General features: G+C 71.0%; 20 protein-coding genes. 9 read left to right on the top strand and 11 right to left on the bottom strand.

What is annotated here, in order from left to right:
• Together E6G06_11660 and E6G06_11655 are read left to right on the top strand one after the other, a co-directional pair.
• The coding region (locus E6G06_11660; protein TML90750.1) for an MFS transporter at nt 1-664 on the top strand (664 nt) is incomplete at its 5' end.
• A gap of 10 nt (nt 665-674) precedes the next feature.
• Nucleotides 675-1,481, top strand: a complete 807-nt coding sequence (locus E6G06_11655; protein TML90719.1) for an SDR family oxidoreductase — start codon at nt 675-677, stop codon at nt 1,479-1,481.
• A 1-nt stretch (nt 1,482) separates the two neighbouring features.
• On the opposite strand, the gene E6G06_11650 is transcribed toward E6G06_11655, so the two are convergent.
• The 4 genes from E6G06_11650 to rpsO all read right to left on the bottom strand — a co-directional run bounded on the left by E6G06_11650 (nt 1,483) and on the right by rpsO (nt 6,487).
• Nucleotides 1,483-2,265, bottom strand: coding sequence for a 4-hydroxy-tetrahydrodipicolinate reductase (locus E6G06_11650; protein ID TML90749.1), 783 nt, complete (start codon nt 2,263-2,265; stop codon nt 1,483-1,485).
• Nucleotides 2,266-2,305: 40 nt separating this feature from the next.
• The gene (locus E6G06_11645) at nt 2,306-3,550 is read right to left on the bottom strand and encodes an insulinase family protein (GenBank protein TML90748.1); all 1,245 of its coding nucleotides are present in this window, start codon (nt 3,548-3,550) and stop codon (nt 2,306-2,308) included.
• 16 nt (nt 3,551-3,566) lie between these two features.
• Complete coding sequence (locus E6G06_11640; protein TML90718.1) at nt 3,567-5,999, bottom strand: polyribonucleotide nucleotidyltransferase; 2,433 nt, start codon at nt 5,997-5,999, stop codon at nt 3,567-3,569.
• Between the two features lie 230 nt (nt 6,000-6,229).
• Nucleotides 6,230-6,487 carry a 30S ribosomal protein S15 gene (gene rpsO / locus E6G06_11635; protein TML90717.1) on the bottom strand — a complete coding sequence of 86 codons (258 nt, stop codon included), beginning with the start codon at nt 6,485-6,487 and terminating at the stop codon, nt 6,230-6,232.
• A 121-nt stretch (nt 6,488-6,608) separates the two neighbouring features.
• Here rpsO and E6G06_11630 point away from each other — a divergent pair, with 121 nt between their 5' ends.
• On the top strand, nt 6,609-7,022 hold the full coding sequence (locus E6G06_11630; protein ID TML90716.1) for an aminoacyl-tRNA hydrolase: 414 nt from the start codon (nt 6,609-6,611) through the stop codon (nt 7,020-7,022).
• On the opposite strand, the gene E6G06_11625 is transcribed toward E6G06_11630, so the two are convergent.
• Nucleotides 6,988-7,596, bottom strand: coding sequence for a phosphatase PAP2 family protein (locus E6G06_11625; protein TML90715.1), 609 nt, complete (start codon nt 7,594-7,596; stop codon nt 6,988-6,990). The two genes, E6G06_11630 and E6G06_11625, sit on opposite strands and share 35 nt — an antisense overlap.
• Before the next feature lie 109 nt (nt 7,597-7,705).
• Between E6G06_11625 and E6G06_11620 the strand changes: the two genes are divergently transcribed.
• Both E6G06_11620 and E6G06_11615 read left to right on the top strand, forming a co-directional pair.
• Nucleotides 7,706-8,329: a maleylpyruvate isomerase family mycothiol-dependent enzyme gene (locus E6G06_11620; protein TML90747.1), complete on the top strand. Its 624-nt coding sequence runs from the start codon at nt 7,706-7,708 to the stop codon at nt 8,327-8,329.
• A gap of 118 nt (nt 8,330-8,447) precedes the next feature.
• Entirely contained in the window at nt 8,448-10,355 is a 1,908-nt protein-coding gene (locus tag E6G06_11615) for an ATP-dependent DNA helicase (GenBank protein ID TML90714.1), read from the top strand.
• Nucleotides 10,356-10,386: 31 nt separating this feature from the next.
• Here E6G06_11615 and E6G06_11610 read toward each other — a convergent pair whose 3' ends face one another.
• The 5 genes from E6G06_11610 to E6G06_11590 all read right to left on the bottom strand — a co-directional run bounded on the left by E6G06_11610 (nt 10,387) and on the right by E6G06_11590 (nt 14,356).
• A complete protein-coding gene (locus tag E6G06_11610) occupies nt 10,387-11,226 on the bottom strand; it encodes a GTPase Era (GenBank protein TML90713.1) in 840 nt (279 codons plus the stop codon).
• Nucleotides 11,223-12,500, bottom strand: coding sequence for an HlyC/CorC family transporter (locus tag E6G06_11605; GenBank protein ID TML90712.1), 1,278 nt, complete (start codon nt 12,498-12,500; stop codon nt 11,223-11,225). The genes E6G06_11610 and E6G06_11605 overlap by 4 nt, the downstream gene beginning before the upstream one ends.
• On the bottom strand, nt 12,497-13,000 hold the full coding sequence (gene ybeY / locus E6G06_11600; protein TML90711.1) for an rRNA maturation RNase YbeY: 504 nt from the start codon (nt 12,998-13,000) through the stop codon (nt 12,497-12,499). Before ybeY ends, E6G06_11605 begins: the two co-directional genes overlap by 4 nt.
• Complete coding sequence (locus E6G06_11595; protein ID TML90746.1) at nt 13,000-13,902, bottom strand: PhoH family protein; 903 nt, start codon at nt 13,900-13,902, stop codon at nt 13,000-13,002. The genes ybeY and E6G06_11595 overlap by 1 nt, the downstream gene beginning before the upstream one ends.
• 109 nt (nt 13,903-14,011) lie before the next feature.
• Nucleotides 14,012-14,356: a histidine triad nucleotide-binding protein gene (locus E6G06_11590; GenBank protein TML90710.1), complete on the bottom strand. Its 345-nt coding sequence runs from the start codon at nt 14,354-14,356 to the stop codon at nt 14,012-14,014.
• Between the two features lie 99 nt (nt 14,357-14,455).
• On the opposite strand from E6G06_11590, the gene E6G06_11585 reads away from it, so the two are divergent.
• Nucleotides 14,456-15,025 carry a hypothetical protein gene (locus tag E6G06_11585; protein ID TML90709.1) on the top strand — a complete coding sequence of 190 codons (570 nt, stop codon included), beginning with the start codon at nt 14,456-14,458 and terminating at the stop codon, nt 15,023-15,025.
• On the opposite strand, the gene E6G06_11580 is transcribed toward E6G06_11585, so the two are convergent.
• On the bottom strand, nt 14,977-15,237 hold the full coding sequence (locus E6G06_11580) for a helix-turn-helix domain-containing protein (GenBank protein ID TML90708.1): 261 nt from the start codon (nt 15,235-15,237) through the stop codon (nt 14,977-14,979). The two genes, E6G06_11585 and E6G06_11580, sit on opposite strands and share 49 nt — an antisense overlap.
• Nucleotides 15,238-15,338: 101 nt before the next feature.
• Between E6G06_11580 and E6G06_11575 the strand changes: the two genes are divergently transcribed.
• From E6G06_11575 to E6G06_11565, 3 genes are all read left to right on the top strand, one after another.
• Nucleotides 15,339-16,079 carry a hypothetical protein gene (locus E6G06_11575; GenBank protein TML90707.1) on the top strand — a complete coding sequence of 247 codons (741 nt, stop codon included), beginning with the start codon at nt 15,339-15,341 and terminating at the stop codon, nt 16,077-16,079.
• The gene (locus tag E6G06_11570; protein ID TML90706.1) at nt 16,079-17,371 is read left to right on the top strand and encodes a ParA family protein; all 1,293 of its coding nucleotides are present in this window, start codon (nt 16,079-16,081) and stop codon (nt 17,369-17,371) included. Before E6G06_11575 ends, E6G06_11570 begins: the two co-directional genes overlap by 1 nt.
• Nucleotides 17,368-17,642: hypothetical protein (locus E6G06_11565; GenBank protein TML90705.1), on the top strand; the 275-nt coding region annotated here is incomplete at its 3' end. The genes E6G06_11570 and E6G06_11565, both read left to right, overlap by 4 nt.

The raw sequence follows: 17,642 nt of genomic DNA, 5'->3' as shown, positions 1-17,642 counted from the left end.
CGGCTGCTACCGCCCGGTTCGCGCGACCGGCCCACCCACCCGGATGCGCACGGAGATCGTCGAAGGGTTGCGCTGGCTCTGGGCCCATCGGCTGCTGCGCACGCTCGGCCTGATGCTCGGCGTGTGGAACCTGCTGACCACCGCCATCTTCAGCGTGTTCGTGCTGTTCGCGCTGGAGACGCTCGGTCTGAGCAAGGTCGGGTACGGCCTGATCTTCACCGGCGCCGCGGTGGGCAGCCTGCTCGGCACCGTCGTGGCCACGCGGGTCATCGCCCGCCTCGGCCCCGCCACCGCGTTGCTGGGCGCGGTCTTCACGTCCGCGATCTCATACCTGGTGATCGCGCTGACGTCGAGCGCGGTGCTCGTCGGCATGATGTTCGCGGTGGGCGGCCTCACCAGCGTGCTGTGGAACGTCATCACGGTGTCGCTGCGTCAGTCGATCATCCCCGACGCGCTGCTCGGCCGGGTGAACAGCGTCTACCGCTTCCTGGGCTGGGGCACGATGCCGATCGGCGCGGCCGTCGGCGGCGCGCTCGCCAAGGGCTTCGGCTTGCGCGCGCCCTTCTACGTGAGCGCCGGCGTCCTCGCGGTCATGGGGGTCGCCGCGCTCCCCGTCGTCAACCGGCGCACGATCGAAGCGGCCCGCGCTCAGAGCCGCGAGTAACGTGCGGCAGATGAGCGAGAGGCGAAGCGCGTTGATCACAGGTTGCTCGACCGGTATCGGTCGGGCGACGGCTGTCGAGCTGACCAAGCGGGGCTACGAGGTCGTCGCCACCGCCCGCCGTGCCGAGACCCTCGACGACCTCGACGTGGCGCAGCGCCTCGCGCTCGACGTCGACGACGACGCGTCGGTGGCGAGGGTCCGCGACACAGTGGGTGCGATCGACGTTCTGGTCAACAACGCCGGGTTCGGGCTCGAGGGACCGGTGGAGACCGTGCCGCTGAGCGAGGTACGGCGGTTGTTCGAGACGAACTTCTTCGGCGCGGTGCGCATGATCCAGGCGTTCGTGCCCGCCATGCGCGAGCGAGGGAGCGGTGCGGTCGTGAACGTCTCCTCAGTCAACGGCGTGGTCGGCCCCCCACTCGCGGGCTACTACGCGGCCAGCAAGTTCGCGCTCGAGGGCCTGTCGGAGAGCCTCCACCTGGAGGTCGGCCACTTCGGGGTGCGGGTCGTCGTCATCGAGCCCGGCGCGATCGTGACGAGCTTCCCCGACAACGCCATCGACCACCGGCCCGAGCCCGGTCCGTATGCCGAGCTGGCCACGATGTGGGAAGGCGCGCTCGACAAGCTCGGCGGCGATGGCGAGACCCCGGGCCCGGAGCTCGTCGCCGCCACCATCGGCGAGGCACTCGAGGCCGAGCGCTACCGCCTCCGCTGGCCCGTCGGCGCCGAGGCCGACCTCGTCACCGGCGCACGCGAGTCGATGACCTACGACGACTTCGAGGCCAGCATGCGCGAGGTGCTCCAGGTCGACTGGTGATTCAGACCCCGAGTATGGGGTCGAGGCCGACGGTCAGTCCCGGGTGATCGGCGACCGTCTTCACTGCGAGCAGCACGCCGGGCATGTACGACGTGCGGTCGTACGAATCGTGGCGGATCGAGAGGCTCTGTCCGGTGGTGCCGAGGAGCACCTCCTGGTGGGCGACGAGGCCGAGCAGACGGACCGAGTGCACGCGGATCCCCGCGGGCCCCACGCCGCCGCGTGCCCCCTCGACGACCACCTTGGTGGTGGGGTCCGCCCCCCACGTCGGGGACGCGTCGGCCATGCGGCGCGCGGTCGTCATGGCCGTGCCCGAAGGGGCGTCGATCTTCTGGTCGTGATGGAGCTCGATGATCTCCGCGGTCTCGAACCACGGGGCCGCCAGCTCCGCGAAGCGCATCATGAGCACCGCCCCGACTGCGAAGTTGGGAGCGACGATGCAGTTGCTCCTGGTGAAGCCCGCCGCCAGCTCGGCGTAGTCGGCGTCGCCGAACCCGGTGGTGCCGACCACCGCGTGGACGCCGTGCTCGGCACACCAGCGCAGGTTGCCGCGGGCCGCGTCGAGATGGGTGAAGTCGACGGCGACCCGGGCGTCCGCATCCGCCAGCGCCCCCGCCTCGGGCGCCACCCGCACGGGCAGGTCGACGCCGATCGCGTCGCGCAGGTCGAGCCCGGCCTTCTGGGGGTCGACCGCGGCCACCAGCTCGAGCTCGGGGTCGGCGGCGACCGCGGCGCACACCGTCGCCCCCATCCGACCCGAGGCGCCGAAGACGCCGACGCGGATCGTCAACGTCCCGCGACGCGTTGAGCGATGAACAGACCCCTCACGCCACCCGCTCGGCGAACGCGCCCGGCTCGAAGGGCCCGACGACCGCCACCACCCGCTCGTCGGTCAGCACCCGCCCGGCCACGCGCGCGACATCGTCGAGCGTCACCGCCTCGGTACGCCTCACCAGCTCGTCGAAGCTCAGCACCTCGTCGTGCAACAGGACCCCGCGGCCGATACGCGTCATCCGGCTGGCCGAGTCCTCCAAGCTGAGCGCGAGCGAGCCCTTGAGATGACCCTTCGCCAGATCGAGCTCGCGGGCGGAGACATCCCCGGTCGCCATGTTGTCGAGCTCCCGATGGATGAGCTCGAGCACCTCGTGGACCTGGCTCGGTGACGTGCCCGCGTAGACGGCCAGCGCACCGGTTTCCAGATACGCGGCGCGGTAGGAGTAGACGGAGTAGACGAGGCCGCGCTTCTCGCGGATCTCCTGGAACAGGCGGCTCGACATGCCGCCGCCGAGCACCTGGTTGAGGGCGGCGAGCGCGAAGCGGTCGTCGTCGTTGCGGGCCAGCGCGCGCCCACCGACGACGATGTGGGCCTGTTCGGTCGAGCGCGTGCTCACCACGTCGCGGAGCGGCGGGGTGAGCGGCGGCATCCGACGCTCGGGACGGTTGCCGGCGCGGCCCGCGTACCGCCGCTCGAGGCCGGACACGACGTCGTCGTGATCGAGGTTGCCTGCGGCCGCGACCACGATCGCCTCGGGACGGTAGAACTCGTTGAAGTAGCCCCTGATCTGGTCGCGCGACATGGCCGAGATCGTGCTCGCGTCACCGAGCACCTCGCGGCCCAGCGGGTGCCCCGGATAGAGCGCTTCCGTGAACACGTCGTGCACGAGGTCGGCGGGCTCGTCCTCGTGCATGAGGATCTCCTCGAGGATGACCTGTCGCTCGGCTTCGACCTCGTCGGACCGGAAGGCCGGGGCCCACATGATGTCGGAAAGGATGTCGAGGCCCAGCTCGAGGTCGTCGTCGAGCACGCGCGTGTAGAAGGCGGTGTACTCCTTCGTGGTGAAGGCGTTCATGTCGCCCCCCACGGCCTCGATCGCCTCCGCGATGTCGCGTGCCGATCGGGTGTCGGTGCCCTTGAACAGCAGGTGCTCGAGGAAGTGCGAGGCCCCAGCCAGCTCGGGCGCCTCGTCGCGCGACCCGGCGTCGACCCAGAAGCCCGTCGTGACGGAATGGGCGTCGGGCATGCACTCGGTGACGACACGGATCCCGCTGTCGAGGCGGCCCTGTCGGATGCGGTCGGGCAAGGGCCTACCGCGGGCCGCGTCGTCGGTTGCGCCGGGGCCCGCCACCATCGCCGCGCCCACCGCCGCCGCCGCTGCTCGACCCGGCCGGCTCTGACGCGGGGCCCAGGTCGCCGTAGGTCTCGCGCACCTCCGCCTCGAACACGTCCTCGAACGACACCGCGTCGGACATCGACGGCGCGGGCGCGGGCCGTGGTTCGTCAGATCGCCCGGGACGCTCGGAGCGCTCGGGACGATCGGAGCGCTCTTGACGATCGGAGCGCTCAGGCCGAGCCGGTCGCCGTGCAGGGGCGGGCGCGCCCTCACCGCCGCTGTCGCCGTTGTCGCCGACGAGCGAGAGCGAGACCTTGCCCTGCGGGTCGATGTCGTCGACGCGCACCGAGAGCTCGTCGCCCAGGTCGACCACGTCCTCGACCCGCTCGACCCGCTTGCCGCGGCCCAGCTTGGAGATGTGGACCAGGCCGTCGCGTCCCGGGAGGATGTTCACGAAGGCGCCGAACTTGGTGATGTTCACCACCCGGCCCGCGTAGACAGCGCCGACCTCGGCCTTGGGAGGATCGAGGATGAGCTCGATGCGGCGACGCGCCTCGTTCACCGCGGCACCGTCCTTCGAGCCGATGGTGACCGTGCCGACCTGGCCGTCGTCGTCGACGTTGATGTCGGCGCCGGTCTCCTGCTGCAGCGTGTTGATGACCTTGCCCTTGGGCCCGATGACCTCGCCGATCTTGTCCATCGGGATCTCGAAGCTGACGACCTTGGGCGCGGTGTCGCGCACGTCGGGACGGGGCTCGGCGATCGCGCCCCGCATCACGTCGAGGATCTTGAGCCGGGCCTCCCTCGCCTGTTTCAGCGCCTGGGCGAGCACGTCGGCAGGCAGGCCGTCGATCTTGGTGTCGAGCTGGAGCGCGGTGACGAAGTCGGCCGTGCCAGCCACCTTGAAGTCCATGTCGCCGAACGCGTCCTCGGCCCCGAGGATGTCGGTGAGGGTCGTGTACTTGCCCTCGGCGTAGACGAGCCCCATGGCGATGCCGGCGACGGGCGCCTTCAGCGGCACCCCGGCATCCATCATCGAGAGCGTCGACCCGCACACCGAGGCCATCGACGTGGAGCCGTTGGAGCTCAACACTTCGGAGACGAGGCGCAGCGCGTACGGGAACTCCTCGACCGACGGCACGACCGGCAACAGGGCCCGCTCGGCCAGCAGGCCGTGGCCGACGTTGGAGTACGGCGGCATGTTGTAGTGGTGCATGTACCGCTTCTTCTCGTCGATGCCGATGGTGTCGAGCAGCTGATCCATCCGCGGCATGCCGAGCGTCGTGACGTTGAGCACCTGGGTCTCGCCGCGCTGGAACAACCCCGACCCGTGGGCCGTCGGGATGATGCCCACCTCGGCGGAGACCGGGCGCAGGTCGGCCGGACCGCGGCCGTCGATGCGGATCCCCTCGTCGACGATCCGTTTGCGCACGAGCTTCTTCACGAGGCCGCGCACCGCCGGTTTCAGCTCCTTCTCGCGTCCCTCGAACTCAGAGGCCAGCTCGCCGACGATCGCCTCGGTGGCCTCGTCGGTCGCCGCGTTGCGCTCCGCCTTGGGAACGATGGTCGCCACCTGGGCCATACGCTGCGAGCCGACCGCGCTAACCCGCTCGAACACGTCGTCGCCGTAGTCGTGCTGCGGGTCGAACGGCACCGGGCTGCCCGGGCCGCCGGCCGCCTTCAGGAGCTCGCGCTGCAGCTCGATCGACTCGCGGATCCACGTCTTGCATACTTCGAGGCCCGCGGCGATGACCTCCTCGGTCACCTTGGGCGCGCCCGCCTCGTAGTAGCTCCAGGCGTCCTCGGTGCCCCCCGCCTCCACCATCATGATCGCGATGTCGTCGTCGACCTGGCGGCCCGCGACGACCAGCTCGAACGTCGATGCGTCGCCGTCCTGGTAGGTCGGATGGGGGATCCATTCGCCTTCGGTGGTGTACGCGATGCGCACCGCGCCGATGGGGCCGTCGAACGGGATGCCCGAGAGCATCAGCGCGGCCGACGCGCCGTTGATCGCGAGCACGTCGTGCGGGTTCTCGAGATCGGCCCCGAGGACCGTGACGACGACCTGCGTCTCGTTGCGGAAGCCGTCGGCGAACGACGGCCGTAGCGGACGGTCGATGAGGCGACAGGTGAGGACGGCCTGGTCGGCCGGGCGTCCCTCGCGGCGGAAGAACGAGCCGGGGATCTTGCCCGCCGCGTACATGCGTTCTTCGACGTCGACGGTGAGCGGGAAGAAGTCGATCCCCTCGCGTACGCGCCGCTCCGCGTTCGCGGTCACGAGCGCGACGGTGTCGCCGATGCGAGCCACCACCGCGCCCTGCGATTGCGGAGCGAGCTTGCCCGTCTCGAACGACAGCGTCTTGGGCGTGCCGCTGATGGGTGCGGATACGGAAATGGCGTCCGCCATTGTCAGTCCCTTCTTGCGACTCCGGACGGAGCCGCCGGTCGGGCGGCGGGCCGGCCAGTTCCCAGTTGTCAGGCACCCGAGCGGGCCGGGGACCTGGCAACTGGCAGCTGGCGGTCGGGCCGCCGCCGCTTGCAGTTGTCAAGCACGGTGCTGCTTGTCGAACACGCGTGCTGCTGTTGAATCGGTGCAGTTGTGGAACGAGCGGCCCGTGGGGGCCGCTCGCGATGGTGCTACTTCCTGAGGCCGAGGCGGGCGATGAGGGCCCGGTAGCGCTCGACGTCGTTGTCCTTGACGTAGTCGAGGAGACGGCGCCGGCGGCCCACGAGCATCAGCAGGCCGCGCCGGCTGTGGTGGTCCTTCTTGTGGGTTCGAAGGTGCTCGGTGAGGTGGTTGATGCGTTCGGTGAGGAGCGCCACCTGCACCTCGGGCGACCCGGTGTCGGTGGCGTGGGTGCGGTGGGCCCCGATCGTGGCGGTCTTGTCAGGCATGGGCTACGTGGGGCATGGGCTACGTGCGATCTCCTCGAGTGGACTGCTGGGGAACCAGCGGGGGACGTCCTCGGCCGCCGCCGGGGAGCTCTGTCGATGGTAGCAGCGGGGCTACCGTCGGGTGGTGGCCGACGCGCTACGGGTCACGCGCACGTGCGTGATCCCCCTCGACGAGCTGGAGTGGCGCTTCAGCGCGTCCGGCGGTCCCGGAGGCCAGCACGCCAACACCGCCAACACCCGGGCGGAGGTGCGCTTCGACGTGCGCGCGTCACCCTCGCTCGGGCCCCGGCAGCGGGCCCGGTTGCTCGAGCGCCTGGGCCCCGTCGTGCGCGTCGTGGCGTCGGACGAGCGCTCACAGGCCCGCAACCGGCAGCTCGCGATCGAACGGCTCCGCAGCCGCCTGGCCGAGGCGCTGCGCGTCGCCAAGCCCCGCCGCCCCACCGCGCCCTCGGAAGCCGCCCGCGAGCGACGGCTGCGCGCCAAGCACCAGCGCGCCGAGGTCAAGCGCGGGCGCGGGCGCCCCGACGCCGAGTGACCCGGCCGATCACGGCGCCCGTCACCGCCTCGACCGCGAGCCCGAGCGATGCGCCACCGAAGGCGTCGAGCGGCAGGTGGGCGCCGACATACAGGCGCGAGGCCCCGACGACCGGTACCAGCAGCCACAACTTCCGCTGCAGCGATGGCGCCACCGAGGGAGAGGCCGCGGCCGCGAGCGCCGCCGCGACCGCGGCATGGCCCGAAACGAAGCCCCCGCCCGTGACCTCGGTGCCACGCACGTTCACGTCGCCGAGGAGCCGGGCGGGACGACCCCGCACCCGCACCTGCTTGACGACCTTCGCCACTGCCCAGGCGGTTCCACCTGCGAGCGCCAGACGTGCCGCGAGGGTGCGCCGCCCGGCGAGCACCGCGATGCCGCCGCTCACAGGTACGGCCGCGAGCGAACCGAGCTGCATCACCGGCCACACCACCGGATGGGCGGCGTCGGGCAGGTCGTTCACGAGCCGGAAGGAACGCGTCTCCCGCGGCCCGACGCGGTCGTGTCGCACCGGGATCCCGCTCGCCACGAGGCCCGCCACCCCGATGAGGCCCCGGCACCACCATGCTCGCACGGCGACAGTGAAGCAGACGACGTGAACGAGTCACCGTCCACGCGGCGGGGTTGATGCGAATGGTACGAGAAGCCGACAGGGAGGCCCTGTGACCCGCGACTACGACCGGATGCGACTCGACGAGATGGGATCGATCGCCGCGCTGCTCCACGAGCTCGACGCCGAGCAGTGGGACGCGGCCTCGCTCTGTGAGGGCTGGCGGGTGCGCGACGTCATCAGTCACATGTGCCTCGGTTACACCACGCCGATGCCGAAGATGGTCGCGCTCATCGCCAAGCGCAGCTTCAACATCGACCGCGCCTCGAAGGAGGAGTCCATCGCGTTCGGCGACGCCCACTCCCCCGCCGAGCTCTCGTCGATCTTCGACCGGATCCATCGCGACCACGTCCGCAAGGGGATCTCACGGCTGATCCCGGCGAAAGAAGCGCTCGTCGACCACTTCACCCATCACCAGGACATCCGCCGTCCGCTCGGCCTGCCGCGCGAGCTCCCGACCGACCGGCTGCTGGCCGCGCTCGAGGCCGCCCCCGGCATCGGCGGCCTGCTCAAGGCCAAGGGCCGTGCCAAAGGGCTGCGGTTCGTCGCGTCCGACCTCGACTGGTCGTGGGGCGACGGGCCAGAGGTGAAGGGCAACGCGGAGGCGATCCTGCTCGCCCTCGGCGGGCGCCCGTCGGTGCTCGACGAGCTGGGCGGCGACGGCCTCCCGGCGCTGCGGGAGCGCCTCGCGGCCTAGACGGACCGAGCGGTCTCGGCCGCGGCCTTCACGCGTGCGAGCGGCGCCTCCATGCCGGCCCGGTTGTGCGCGGTCGTGTCGGCCGGGCGGGGCGACTCGGCCCGCTACCGTCCCCGAGATGGCGACGCGTCACGACGTGACCCCCGACGACGTCGCCGAGGCGCTCTCCCGGGTGACCGCCGCGCTTCCGGGCGGCGGGGAGGACCGCCCCGGTCAGCTGCAGATGGCCCAAGCGGTCGCCCGCGCCATCCAGGAGAAACGGCACCTGGTGGTGCAGGCGGGCACCGGCACGGGGAAGTCGCTCGCGTACCTCATCCCCTGCGTCCTCGGAGGGGTCACGTGCGTCGTCGCCACCGCCACGAAGGCGCTGCAGGACCAGCTGGCGGGCAAGGACCTCCCGTTCCTGGCCGCTCACCTCGGTCGGCCGTTCCGCTTCGCGGTGCTGAAGGGACGCTCCAACTACCTCTGCCTCCAGAAGGGTGAGGAGATCGCGGAGCGCGAAGGCGCCGAGCAGCTCGAGCTGGCCGACGCGGACACGGCCGACCTCGGGCGCCTCGGTCGCGAGATCGTGCAGATCCTGCGGTGGGCGAGGACGAACCACACCGGCGACCGGGCCGAGCTCGACTTCGAGCCCCATCCGCGCGCCTGGGCATCGCTCAGCGTCACCGCGCGGGAGTGTCCCGGTGCCTCGCGCTGCCCGAAGGGCGAGCTCTGTCGGGCCGAGGCGGCCCACGAGCGGGCAGCGGCAGCAGACGTCATCGTCGTGAACACCCACCTCTACGCCATGCATCTGGCGAGCGGGGGCCATCTGCTGCCGCCGCACGAGGTGGTGGTCTTCGACGAGGCCCACGCGCTGGAGGACATCGTGGCCGCGGCCATGGGCGTCGAGCTCACCGCGGGCCGCTTCACCGCGCTGGCGCGCACGGTGCGCAGCGTCGCGGGCGACGACGACGTGGCCGGTGCGGTCGACGACGCCGGCCTGCGCCTCACCTCGGTGCTGGGACAACACACGAACGCACGCGTCGACGCGACGGACGACGAGGAGCTGGCCGCGGTGCTCGTGCTCTGCCGCGACCGGCTCGGTCGGGCCACGGCCGCGCTGCGCGCCGCCGACTCCGAGGCCGACTCCGCGGCGCGCACGCGGGCCATGAAGGCGGTCACGTCGCTCGTCGACGACGTCGACGCGGCCGCCGAGACCCGCGAGCACCTGGTGGCGTGGGTGGAGGGACCGGTGCACGCGCCGGTGATGAAGGTGGCCCCGATCGACGTGGCCGGCATCCTCGCCGACCGGCTGTGGGCGTCAGGCATCGAAGCCGCCACGCTCACCAGCGCCACCATCCCCCCGTTCCTCCCGCGGCGCCTCGGCCTGGCGGAGGGCACCTACACCGAGCTCGACGTCGGCAGTCCGTTCGACTTCGCCAACCACGCGGTCCTCTACTGCGCGGCCCACCTCCCCGACCCGCGTCACCCGGACTACGAACCCGCGATGCATGCGGAGCTCGACGCGCTCATCCGCGCGGCCGGCGGCCGTACCCTCGCCCTCTTCACGAGCTGGCGGGCCATGCGCGCGGCCGCGGACGCGCTTCGCGACGCCCTGCCGTGGCGGGTGATGACGCAGGACGAGCTGCCCAAGCCCGCGCTGCTCGAAGCCTTCAGCACCGACGAGACGTCGTGCCTCTTCGCCACCATGGGCTTCTGGCAGGGCGTGGACGTCCCCGGCGCCGCGCTCTCCCTCGTCGCGATCGACCGGCTGCCGTTCTCGCGACCCGACGAGCCCCTGCTGCAGGCGCGGCGCGAACGAGCGGGCGCCGACGCCTTCCGTGTGATCGACCTTCCGCGCGCCGCGACGCTTCTGGCCCAGGGGGCGGGCCGCCTCATCCGGTCGAGCACCGACCGCGGCGTCGTCGCGGTGCTCGACTCGCGCCTGGCTCGGGCCGGCTACCGGTCCGACCTGCTGCGCGCCATGCCACCGATGCGACTCACCGCCCTGCGCGCCAACGTCGAGCGGTTCCTCGCCGCTGACTAGCTGACGAGCGCGCGACTCGTCGCCGCGCCGCTCAGTAACCCAGGCGGTCAAGGGCCTTGGCCCGTCGCTGCCAGTCCTTGTCGACCTTGACGAACAGCTCGATGAAGGCGCCCGGCGGGAGCTGGTCGCGCACCGCAGTGCCGACCGCCTTGAGCACGCTCCCCTCGCGCCCGATCACGATCCCCTTCTGCGACTCGCGCTCGACGAGGATCTCGACGCGGATGCGCGGCCACTCCCATTCCGTCACCTGGCAGGCGATCGAGTGCGGCAGCTCGTCGCGTGCAAGAGCGAGGAGCTGCTCGCGCACCAGCTCGGCCACCCAGAAGGCCTCGGGCACGTCGCTGACCATGTCGTCCGGGTAGTAGGCGGGGCCGACCGGCAGCCGGGCGACGATGGCGTCGACCAGTGCGTCGACACCGTCGCCGGTGCGCGCCGACACCGGGAAGTACTCGGCGAGGTCGAGCTCGGCGGCGGCCGTCAGCTGCTGCAGCACTTTGTCGCGACTGGCCAGGTCGGTCTTGTTCACGACGCAGATGGTGCGTTCGCGCGGCACCTGGTCGACGACCCACCGGTCACCGGGGCCGACCGGCGCGGTGGCGTCGATCAGCATGCACACGACGTCGACGTCGCCCACCGCGCCCGTCGCCGTCTCGTTCAGCCGCTCGCCGAGCAGCGTCCGCGGCCGGTGGATGCCGGGCGTGTCGACAAAGACGACCTGGGCATCGGCCCGGTTCAGCAGTCCTCGCACGCGCGTGCGCGTGGTCTGGGGCTTGTCGGAGACGATCGACACCTTGACCCCGAGGATGGCGTTCAGGAGGGTCGACTTCCCGGCGTTGGGCCGCCCGACCAGCGTGGCGAAACCCGACCTCACGTCTGCTCTTGGTTGCGCTCCGCAGTCGCCAGCCGGGTGACGCGCACCCGGCCGATGCGCCGTCCCTGCACCTTCTCGGCCCGCAGCCGGTGCCCGTCGAACTCGACGGTCTCGCCCTCGACCGGCACGTGACCGAGCAGGTTGTAGACGAGCCCGCCGACGGTGTCCCAGTCGCCCTCGGGCAACTCGGTGTCGAGCAGCTCGTTGAGCTCGTCGATTGGCATGCGCGCGTTGACACGCACGTCGCCCCCGGCGAGCGCCTCGACCGACGGTTCCTCCACGTCGTACTCGTCGACGATCTCGCCGACGAGCTCCTCGATCAGGTCCTCGAGCGTGACCAGGCCCGCGGTGCCGCCGTACTCGTCGACCACGATGGCCATGTGGAACTTCTTCGCCTGCATCTCGCGCATGAGCTCGGCGACGCGCTTGGTCTCGGGCACGAAGATCGCCTCGCGGGCCAGGTCACGCACCGGCTCCTCGAACCGGTTCTCCGAGACGGAGCGCATGAGGTCCTTGGCGTAGACGATGCCGGCGATGTCGTCGATGCCCTGCTCGTAGACAGGGATCCGGCTGTAGCCCGCTTGGATGGCGACCTCCATCACGTCCTTGACCTTGGCGCGCGCCTCGACCGACACCATGTCGGGCCGGGGCACCATGACCTCGCGCACGACCGTGTCGCCGAAGTGGATGATCGAGTGGATCAGCGCCCGCTCCTGCGACTCGATCACGTCCTCCTCCTCGGCCTGGTCGGCCATGGCGAGGAGCTCCTGCTCCGACACGAACGGCCCCCGCTTCAGGCCCTTGCCGGGGAGCACGACGTTGGTCACCCCGATGAGGCCGCGGGTGATGACGCGTATCGGGAGCAGGCCGACCACGCCCGCGACGAGTGGCGCGGAGAGAAGCGCGGATCGGTCGGGGTGCTCGATCGCCCACGTCTTGGGCGCGGCCTCGGCGAACACGAAGATCACCGCCGTCTCGACCAGCGTAGCGACGAACAGCAGACCCGACCCGAAATGCCGCTGGATGAGCACTGCGACCACCGACGCGATCACGAGATGGGCGAGCAGCATCAGCAGCAGCACGGGGTTGAGGAAACGCTCCGGGTGCTCGACCAGGCGCACCAACTGCTTCGACCAACGTCGACCCTCGTCCTCCAGGGCCATCGCCTTCGCCCGGTTGATGCGGGTCAGCGCGGTCTCCGCCATGGCGAGGAACGACGCGACGATCGTCGACACGACGATGACGACGATCAGCCAGACGTCGGTCGGGGTCATGACTGGTGGAAGCGGTCGAGCAGCTCGCGCTCACGCTGCTCCATCACGGCCGCCTCGCGGTCGTCGGTGTGGTCCATGCCCAGCAGGTGCAGGATGCCGTGCACGACGAGCAGCGCGAGCTCGTCGTCGTACGTGCCCGCGTGGGCGGGGGCGTTGCGTTGGGCGACCAACGGGCACACGACGACGTCGCCCAGCACGATCGGGATCTCGTAGGGCTCCGACACGCTCACGCCGGGCCCCGGGCCGCCCGAGTCGGGCGAGCGGCCGCCCTCGACCGCATCCTCGTCGATGGGAAAGGCGAGCACGTCGGTCGCGCCCTCCTCACCACGGAAGCGCTTGTTCAGGTCCGCCATCGACACCTCGTCGACGAAGAGCATCGACAGCTCGGTGTCGCCCCGCATGCCCTCGGCCTCGAGCACCCGCTCGGCCAGGCGCACCCAGCGCGCCGCGTCGACCGGCGCCTCGTCCTGCTCGTCGGCCGCGAAGACCTCCACGGCCATCAGCGCGTGCCGTCCGTTCGTTCGTATGCCGTCACGATGTCCTGCACGATCTTGTGACGCACCACGTCGCGCGCGGTGAGGTGCACGAACTCCAGCCCGTCGATCCCGGCCAGCACGTGGTCGAGGCCGAGCAGGCCGCTGCGCGCGCCGGCCAGGTCGATCTGGGTCACGTCGCCGGTGACGACGACCTTGGAGTTGAACCCGATGCGCGTGAGGAACATCTTCATCTGCTCGGGCGTGGTGTTCTGCGCCTCGTCGAGGATGATGAAGCTGTCGTTCAGCGTGCGGCCCCGCATGAACGCAAGGGGCGCCACCTCGATCGTGCCCCGTTCGAGCAGGCGTTGCGCGCCTTCGGGCTCGAGCATGTCATACAGCGCGTCGTAGAGCGGGCGCAGGTACGGGTCGACCTTCGCCATGAGGTCGCCCGGTAAGAACCCCAGGCGCTCACCCGCCTCGACCGCGGGCCGGGTGAGGATGATGCGGTTGAACTGCTTGGCCTGCAGGCTCTGCACGCCGAGCGCCACGGCCAGGTACGACTTGCCGGTGCCCGCAGGGCCGATCCCGAAGGTGATCACGTTGCGTGCGATGGCGTCGACGTACTGCTTCTGGCCGCTGGTCTTGGGCCGCACCGTGCGCCCCCGCGCCGAGCGGAGCACCTCGGCGGTGAGCACCTCGGACGGCCGCTCATCGGCCTTCACCATGTCGATGGCGCGGCCCACGTTGGCGGAGTCGAGCGCGTGACCCTCCTCGAGGAGGAGCACGAGCTGGTTGATGAGCTCGCCGACCCGGGTCGCGTCGGGGCCCTCGACCGTGATCTCGTTGCCGCGCACGAACGGCTTGGCGTCGAACGACGACTCGATGAGGCGGAACAACTCGTCGCGTTGCCCGAGCAAGCCCACCATCAGGTGGTTGTCGGGCTGGATCTTGACCTGGGTCTGGGACACGGCTGGTGGAGTCAGGTTACAAGGCGTCCGGCGCCCCGACGATGACGAACCTTCCGGTGACGGTCGCTCAACCCGGGGGCCAACCCATCCGGTGTCCCCCGAGGACGTGCAGATGCAGGTGGGGCACCGAGTTGCGGGCGTCGTCGCCCACGTTGAACACCAGTCGGTAGCCCGACTCGGCGATACCCTCCTGGGCCGCGATCCGCTGGGCGGTGGCGATCATCTCCGCGAGCAGGTCGCCGTGCTCGGGCCCGACCGTGGCGGCCGACTCGATGTGGTCGCGGGGCACGACCAGCACGTGGACGGGTGCGGCCGGCTGGATGTCGCGGAAGGCGTAGGTGCGCGCGCTCGACGCCACCTCGTCGGAGGGGACCTCGCCCGCCACGATCCGGCAGAACAGGCAGTCGCTCACCGGGGCCGAGGCTAGGTGAACCCATGCTTCTTGTCGCACTCAGCCGTTCTGAGGACGGCTGCGCGCGACAAGAAGAACCGCGAAGTAGGTTGCCGTCGCATGGGGAGCGGATGGGGTGATGACGGCGACCTGAACCGCGACCTGGACGCGTGGGCCGCGGGCGCCCGGGCCCAGGACGCGGCCGCGGCGCGCGTCCGGCAGCGGTGGTTGCGCCAGCAGGCCGTCGAACAGTCCGACTTCATGAGCCTGTTGGTCGAGCTGCGCGAGCGCGCCGCGCCGACGACGGTGACGACGTCGGGCGGGCGCACCCACCGGGGGCGCATCACGGTCGTCGGCCGCGATTGTGTGGTGCTGCTCACGACGCGGGGACGCACCGTCTTCTTGGCCGCGTCGGCGGTGCTGGCCGTGCGCCCGGACGACGACCGGTCCGTCACGCTCACCGTCGACACGCGGCCACCCGGCGACGCGTCGATGGCCGAGCTGGTGAGGCGGGCGGCGTTCGACCGGCCTGACGTGACCGTGCACGCGGTGGGCGCCGCGGAACCGTTGGTGGGTGAGCTGCAGGCGTGCGGCCTCGACGTGGTGGCGCTGCTGCTCGCGGGCGAGCCGCGCGTGCCGGCCTACCTCAGGTTGACGTCGGTGTCGGAGATGTCCTTCGAGTCGGGATAGAGGTGCTCGAGCGAGCCGGGCGCGATGCGCGAGCGGTTGATGAACTCGTCGACGTCGGCTTCCTGCAACCGGATGACGCGGCCGAATTTGTAGGCGGCCAGGTCACCGTGATCGATCAGGCGATACAGTGTCCGCACGGTGATGCCGAGCTTTTCGGCCGCCTCTTGGGTGCTCATCCAATGGATGTCGGAGTGGATGTCGCCGGTGGCCATTTCCCCCCATCATAGGCAAGCACTGGTGTCCTCTAGTGGAATCTCATTGATTCTCACTCTGAGAGGCCGACCAGGCACAGATGGTGGGAAAGGACGGCAAGTTGGCTCCGACACTGGCGCCCGAGCACTCCCCCGAGGTCGCGTCCCCGCCGGCACCGGGTCGCGTTCTCCGCCGCCCACGGCACCTCCCCGACAGCCGGGCCATGCTCGGCGCGCTGCTCGTCGCCGCGTCGGTCGTAGGGATCTACGCCGCATACACCGGCCCCCGCGGCGCGTCCGCCGCGTACGTCGTCGCGGCGCGCGCGATCCGACCCGGCGACCCGTTCGCAGCCGGTGACCTGACGCGCACGCGCGTCGACCTGCCGCCCGCGCTCCGCGGCCGCGCGTTCACCGATCCGTCGTCACTCATCGGCGCCACCGCGCTGAGCCCGATCGAGGCCGGCGAGCTCGTGCAGGCCGGTCAGGTGATTCGTAAGCGAGGAGGAGCCCGCACCGCGGAGCTCAGCTTTCCGATCGAAGCGAGCCGCATCGGGAGCGGTCTGCGCGCAGGCGATCGCGTCGACATCGTCGCGACCTACGGCACGGGCACCGACGCGTACTCGCTCGTGATCGGTCGTCACCTACGTGTGCTCGCGGTGGCACGCGCACGCGGCACGCTCGGCGGCGAATCGAGCGCAGTGGTGCTCACCGTGGCGCTGGCGCAACGCGCCGACTCGTTGGCTCTCGCCCACGCGACCCGGGCGGCCGAACTCAGCGTCGTGCGCACGACCGGTGCGACGCCAGGCGACGACGCGCCCACGACCTATCGACCCGCGCCCGCCGCGCCGGACGTGACTCCCTGATGTCTGAACGCTTCGTCCTCCTGGGACTTGCGCATGCCCGCTCACCCTGGTTCGGCTCGGTGGCGCAGTGGGCGCACTCGGCGTCGATCCCGGCCGAGTTCGTCAAATGCGTGTCAGCCGACGAGGTGCGAGCCAGGTTGTCGTCGCGACGTCCGTTCTCTGCTCTCGTGGCCGACGCGTCCCTCCCCGACGTCGATCGCGATCTCATCAATGCGGCGCGACTTGCGGGCACGGCCGTGCTGATCGTCGTCGACACGCGCGTGGCACGCGACTGGCTCGCCCTCGGCGCCTCTGCCCTGCTCGAGCCCGGTTTCGGACGCGATGCGCTGCTCGCCACGCTGGCCGAGCACACCCGTCCGATCCCTCGCGTCGAGGAGCGGATGGCTCCCGCACCCGATCCGGTGCTCGCGACGTGGCGTGGCCTCGTGGTCGCGGTCACCGGCGCGGGGGGAACGGGAGCCTCGACGGCAGCCATCGCGCTGGCGCAAGCCCTCGGCGACGACGTGCGCCACGCCGGCCTGGTGCTGCTCGCCGATCTCTGCCTCCACGGCGAGCAGGCGATGCTGCACCACGCTCGCGACGTCGTCCCCGGCGTGCAGGAGCTGGTTGAAGCGCACCGCGCCGGCACTCCGGCGATCGACGAGGTGCGCTCGCTCGCATTCGATGTCTCCGAGCGCAGATACCAACTGCTGTTGGGGCTGCGTCGGGCGCGATTCTGGACCGCAATCCGTCCGCGCGCGTTCGAGGCGGCGTTCGACACGTTGCGACGCGCGTACCGAGTGGTGGTGTGCGACACCGATGCGGATGTCGAAGGCGAGGACGCAGGCGGTTCGGTCGACGTCGAAGAGCGCCACCACTTCGCGCGTACGGCAATCACGCAAGCCGACGCGGTGTTCGTGGTCGGGACACCGACGATGAAGGGCGTCCATTCACTGGTCCGCGTCGTGCACGACATCCTCGGGGTCGGCGTCGACGCGGCACGCGTCGTGCCCGTCGTCAACCAGGCACCCCGCTCGCGGCGCGCTCGGACGGCGCACTCAGCCGCGGTGCGCGCCCTCGTGGCACCCGCCGTCGGCCCCATCGGCCTGGCCGAGCCCGTGTTCCTTCCCGTCCGCCGCGTCGACGACGCACTTCGCGACGGGGCACGCGTACCCACGGGCCTCGGGGAGCCACTCGTCGGCGCGCTGCACGCCGTTGTCGAGCGGGCCCAGCCCGCGTCCGGTCCCGCCGGGCTGCAGCGGGTGCGACCCGGCTCGCTCGGTACGTGGGACGAGCAGGCGGTGGGGGGATGACCCTGTCGCCCCTCCAGGAGGTCGAGCGCCGGGTGCAGTCCCGGGCCAAGGAGATCTCGCTCGACATGGCCGACGAGAAGGGCCTCGCGGAGCTGCGGGCGATCGTCGACGACGAGGTCGCGCTTTGGTCGTCCGACTTCAAGCGCGGTCTGCGTGCGTTCGACCTGGCCGATCGCGAGCTGGTGGCCGAGCGGGCCTTTCGTAACCTTGCCGGCTACGGCCCGCTCGAGCCGCTTCTCGGAGACGACGACGTGTGGGAGGTGATGCTGAA

It is taken from the genome of Actinomycetota bacterium (assembly GCA_005888325.1).
Taxonomy (GTDB): Bacteria; Actinomycetota; Acidimicrobiia; order Acidimicrobiales; family AC-14; genus AC-14.
The sequence above is the reverse complement of the archived record's forward strand: the minus strand, read 5'-3'. Positions and strand labels throughout refer to the sequence as shown.

Coding starts and splice junctions, on each gene's coding strand:
- E6G06_11595 (TML90746.1), bottom strand. CDS start 13,902: ATGGTGGGCTTGCTCGGGCAACGCGACGAGTTGTTCCGCCTCATCGAG.
- E6G06_11605 (TML90712.1), bottom strand. CDS start 12,500: ATGACCCCGACCGACGTCTGGCTGATCGTCGTCATCGTCGTGTCGACG.
- ybeY (TML90711.1), bottom strand. CDS start 13,000: ATGGCCGTGGAGGTCTTCGCGGCCGACGAGCAGGACGAGGCGCCGGTC.
- rpsO (TML90717.1), bottom strand. CDS start 6,487: ATGCCTGACAAGACCGCCACGATCGGGGCCCACCGCACCCACGCCACC.
- E6G06_11570 (TML90706.1), top strand. CDS start 16,079: ATGTCTGAACGCTTCGTCCTCCTGGGACTTGCGCATGCCCGCTCACCC.
- E6G06_11640 (TML90718.1), bottom strand. CDS start 5,999: ATGGCGGACGCCATTTCCGTATCCGCACCCATCAGCGGCACGCCCAAG.
- E6G06_11655 (TML90719.1), top strand. CDS start 675: ATGAGCGAGAGGCGAAGCGCGTTGATCACAGGTTGCTCGACCGGTATC.
- E6G06_11615 (TML90714.1), top strand. CDS start 8,448: ATGGCGACGCGTCACGACGTGACCCCCGACGACGTCGCCGAGGCGCTC.
- E6G06_11620 (TML90747.1), top strand. CDS start 7,706: ATGCGACTCGACGAGATGGGATCGATCGCCGCGCTGCTCCACGAGCTC.
- E6G06_11585 (TML90709.1), top strand. CDS start 14,456: ATGGGGAGCGGATGGGGTGATGACGGCGACCTGAACCGCGACCTGGAC.
- E6G06_11580 (TML90708.1), bottom strand. CDS start 15,237: ATGGCCACCGGCGACATCCACTCCGACATCCATTGGATGAGCACCCAA.